Source organism: Psychrobacter sp. L7 (assembly GCF_002810365.1).
In the GTDB taxonomy this organism is placed as follows: Bacteria; Pseudomonadota; Gammaproteobacteria; order Pseudomonadales; family Moraxellaceae; genus Psychrobacter; species Psychrobacter celer.
The window spans coordinates 1-4320 of the sequence record NZ_NEXR01000016.1; the positions used below are offsets into that span (position 1 = coordinate 1).

The following is a 4320-nucleotide window of genomic DNA, read 5'->3' on the forward strand; positions in this document are numbered from 1 at the left end:
GCTTAGATGCGAACGCACCACGCTGTTTATCTGTCATTTTTATTGCAGTAAGCATACCAGGAGTATCGCTATCTGATTTCCTTGCATTCTTAGTCTTATTTTTCACTTTAAATTTGAAAGTAGACCCAGTAATGACACGACCTTTCTTATGCTGATCATATTTCACAGTAATATCAGTATGCTCATTGATTTGTTGTACCGCGAAATCTAATACATATTTTTTAAAATCACTCATACGTGAGTATTTAGTTTCTTCAACGCCTAATTGTTGCCTAAACTGCTGTAGATCAAACACAGGCGTTTTACCCACTGATCGCCATTGGATTAACAGCTCATACAGTCGAATGGCATATCCACTATTTAAACTACTAATCTGCTCTATATCATAACTGGTGAACTGTTGCTCAAGTCGTGTAATCAGCGGTACAACATCATGAGTAAAGCGTAAATAGACAATACCAGTATCTTTTTCATAACCTATCTTATCTACCCAACGGCAGTGAAAACTCCTGTCCTTGCCCGTTTTGGGATTCTTGTCATGGTATGTCACATAACGATCAAATAGCCCTTTAGAAGCATCTTTCATCACTGTATAGGCTGTTTCTTTATTAATACTAAAATGCTCAGCATAACTATGGGCGTGTACCTGTAAAAGGCTATCTGGCGCAATACCTTCCCCTGTCTCTCTTGCCTCCATAATAGCCAGTAGCATTAAACGCTGCTCTACTAGATCGAGCGTATAGCTTGCTTGTATTAATGCGTTATCCTTAACAACTAATTCTGTCATATCCATGCTCTACCTCTTATAAAGAAAATGTATTTTAACCTCTTTAAAAGAGTTTGTAAAACTCACTCTGTTTTTGTGCGATAAACCTCGTCTTATTGTGCGATAAACCTCGTCTTATTGTGCGATAAACCTCGTCTTATTGTGCGATAAACCTCGTCTTATTGGAGCTAAAAGCTATGTATATCAACTGATACAGCGAGCGTAAAAGCTTTTAAAAACTATTAAAAACCTTAAAAACCTTTTTTGTTGTGAATAACTAATTAAAAAAAACTAGAAACTGCTGTTTCTAGTTTAAAAAGATGTTTGACTATCTTTTAAGTTTCTTTATTAGAGTCTTCTAGCGGTTTAGACTGTTTTTTTAATTCCTCTATAACAGAACTCAAACGATCAAGATCTGTTTTTCTAGTTACTTCCTTCTCAATCCATTCTAAGAGCTTACTGGCAACGATTGAACTATCTTTAGCCATAGATAGCATCATGCCACCAATAATGATTTTCTGACCATTTTCAAGCTTTCTTTCTTTGACTTTTAGCCTTGCTATCTCATCTTCCATTCTAGCGATTTTTTGCTTAATGCTTAACATAAATCTCCCCTACAGCTAATTCCAAGTTCTTAAAAATAGTATAAATTGGCATAAATATAATGGTTGATAGTTGTGTTTCACTTTCACGTCTTTTTGTGGAAGTGCGAACTTACGAAAAGTTTGTTATAATTCCACTTCGTTGCATTATAACAAACTTTTCTAAGTCCGTGAGGGGATTCCCCCTCAACCCCCTAAAAGACAAAGGACAAAAAAGCCCAAAATGGCAATCTATCACTTATCGACTAAGCCAGTATCGAGAAGTAGCGGACGTAGTGCTACGGCTTCGGCTGCCTATCGAGCTGGTGTTGATATAACTGATGATCGTACAGGTATTGACCATCAATATAGTAAGCGAAATGGTGTAGTAGATACTGAGATAGTAACGCCTAACAAAATAGAGATTAGCCGTTCTGATCTTTGGAATATGGCAGAGGCAACTGAAACTAGAAAGAATAGCCGAACAGCTAGAGAAATTGTCGTTAATTTACCGTATGAGCTTGATCAAAAAACAAGAGGCGATGCTGTTAAAGACTTTGCAGCTCACCTTAGTGATAAATATGGTGTGGCGGTTGATGTGGCAATACATAAGCCTGATCAGCATGGCGATAATCGTAACCATCATGCTCATTTATTGTTAACTACGCGCAAAATTGAACGCCTAGAGAGTGGCCGCATTGCCTTGACTAGTAAATCTCAACTTGAGCTATCCAACACTCAGTTAAAAGATTTAGGGCTACCTAGAGCACAAGATGAACTAAAAGCTGTCCGTAAGACATGGGCAGAGATTACTAATAAGTACCTTGAGCGTGACGGCATAGCCGCACGTATTGATCACCGTAGCCATGCAGATCGTGGACTGATACAGTTACCTACCAAAAAACTAGGGTGGGAAGCCTCAGCACTTGAACGTAACGGCATTAGAACCGCAACAGGCGACTATAATCGCCAAGTAAAAGCAGATAATGAGCGTATTGAACGTTTACAGAGCCAAATTGTTGTGGGTCACAAGTTATTAGCTAAGCAACAACTAGAAAAGAAAGCTGAAGAAGCACGTAAATGCCCTAATGAGCCTGTTAAAGCAGATAAAGCACCTACAGCAGCACCAAGTGTAGCAAAACGTGCTGAGCAGCCAAATAAGCGGCTTAATGTTGATGGACAGACTATTAATCAAGCTAATAAAGTTATAGAGGGTTATGAGAAAGCTGTTAGCAGTGTCGCTAAAGAGATTCAAGACAATATCGCTAATCACTATAAGACTGAAATGGCACGGCTTACCGTAGAGCGTGAGGCGCTTGAAAACAATAAATCATGGTTTGGTAAGGGTAAGCGTGAAGAGCAAATAGACGCTCTGAAGGCTCAATATAACGAAGAGAATAAAAAACATAAGCTTGTCTACCAGTCTGATTTTATAGATCAGGCATACGAGTATGTTAAGAAAAATACCCCTCATATTATCTCAGAGGCAAGAGAAGCCAGTACAACAGTAAAGGCTCATGCTTTATTTAAACAGGACGCAATAGATGCTAGACGAAAGACACACTATAGCGGTGAGATAACAGCAGTCAGTCGGCTAGGCATACTACAAAAAACCTTTGAAGGTAAAACCATTTATCATGACCTAGAAAAACTACAGGCCTTACCTAATGTGGGTGATAAGGTGAAGATCAGTTATGATAGAAAGCTTAATGCAGCGTTGGAACCAATCGATAAAGCTGAATGGCAACAACAACAACAAGAAAAGCAGCTTGAGCAGCAGCGAGAGCTGTATAAAGGTTTAGAGCGCTGACTTTAGTTGGTAGAAAGAACTTTTAAGTAGTAGCGATTATCTGTTACTTTCAAACCCTAATTTTTCAAGATAGGGTATATAAAAAGCCTGCTTTTTTTCATCTAATAGCTCAGTCTCAATTCTTCCAGCAAACTGCTTGTAATCCTCACCCTGCTTTGCATAACTAGATAATTCACTCATTTGCGATAGCTTAGATGCGAACGCACCACGCTGTTTATCTGTCATTTTTATTGCAGTAAGCATATCAGGAGTATCGCTATCTGATTTCCTTGCATTCTTAGTCTTATTTTTCACTTTAAATTTGAAAGTAAACCCAGTAATGACACGACCTTTCTTATGCTGATCATATTTCACAGTAATATCAGTATGCTCATTGATTTGTTGTACCGCGAAATCTAATACATATTTTTTAAAATCACTCATACGTGAGTATTTAGTTTCTTCAACGCCTAATTGTTGCCTAAACTGCTGTAGATCAAACACAGGCGTTTTACCCACTGATCGCCATTGGATTAACAGCTCATACAGTCGAATGGCATATCCACTATTTAAACTACTAATCTGCTCTATATCATAACTGGTGAACTGTTGCTCAAGTCGTGTAATCAGCGGTACAACATCATGAGTAAAGCGTAAATAGACAATACCAGTATCTTTTTCATAACCTATCTTATCTACCCAACGGCAGTGAAAACTCCTGTCCTTGCCCGTTTTGGGATTCTTGTCATGGTATGTCACATAACGATCAAATAGCCCTTTAGAAGCATCTTTCATCACTGTATAGGCTGTTTCTTTATTAATACTAAAATGCTCAGCATAACTATGGGCGTGTACCTGTAAAAGGCTATCTGGCGCAATACCTTCCCCTGTCTCTCTTGCCTCCATAATAGCCAGTAGCATTAAACGCTGCTCTACTAGATCGAGCGTATAGCTTGCTTGTATTAATGCGTTATCCTTAACAACTAATTCTGTCATATCCATGCTCTACCTCTTATAAAGAAAATGTATTTTAACCTCTTTAAAAGAGTTTGTAAAACTCACTCTGTTTTTGTGCGATAAACCTCGTCTTATTGTGCGATAAACCTCGTCTTATTGTGCGATAAACCTCGTCTTATTGTGCGATAAACCTCGTCTTATTGGAGCTAAAAGCTATGTATATCAAC

The 4320-nt window shown here is 38.3% G+C and carries 4 protein-coding genes; 1 reads left to right on the plus strand and 3 read right to left on the minus strand.

Annotated elements, in window-relative coordinates; translation table 11 throughout:
- Both repM (CAP50_RS12450) and CAP50_RS12455 read right to left on the minus strand, forming a co-directional pair.
- Positions 1-787, minus strand: a 787-nt coding sequence (repM, locus tag CAP50_RS12450; protein WP_100750135.1) for a replication initiation protein RepM, incomplete at its 3' end; no start/stop codon positions are given.
- Positions 788-1101: 314 nt separating this feature from the next.
- Positions 1102-1371, minus strand: a complete 270-nt coding sequence (locus CAP50_RS12455; RefSeq protein WP_100750133.1) for a hypothetical protein — start codon at positions 1369-1371, stop codon at positions 1102-1104.
- Positions 1372-1591: 220 nt separating this feature from the next.
- Between CAP50_RS12455 and mobQ the strand changes: the two genes are divergently transcribed.
- Positions 1592-3157: a MobQ family relaxase gene (mobQ, locus tag CAP50_RS12460; protein ID WP_100750134.1), complete on the plus strand. Its 1566-nt coding sequence runs from the start codon at positions 1592-1594 to the stop codon at positions 3155-3157.
- Between the two features lie 36 nt (positions 3158-3193).
- Here the strand turns inward: mobQ and repM (CAP50_RS12465) are convergent, their stop codons facing one another.
- On the minus strand, positions 3194-4132 hold the full coding sequence (gene repM / locus CAP50_RS12465; protein ID WP_100750136.1) for a replication initiation protein RepM: 939 nt from the start codon (positions 4130-4132) through the stop codon (positions 3194-3196).
- Between the last annotated feature and the right edge of the window lie 188 nt (positions 4133-4320).

What these genes read in the sequence shown, in the direction of transcription:
- CAP50_RS12455 (WP_100750133.1), bottom strand. Translation starts at nt 1,371, where the DNA reads ATGTTAAGCATTAAGCAAAAAATCGCTAGAATGGAAGATGAGATAGCA.
- mobQ (WP_100750134.1), top strand. Translation starts at nt 1,592, where the DNA reads ATGGCAATCTATCACTTATCGACTAAGCCAGTATCGAGAAGTAGCGGA.
- repM (WP_100750136.1), bottom strand. Translation starts at nt 4,132, where the DNA reads ATGACAGAATTAGTTGTTAAGGATAACGCATTAATACAAGCAAGCTAT.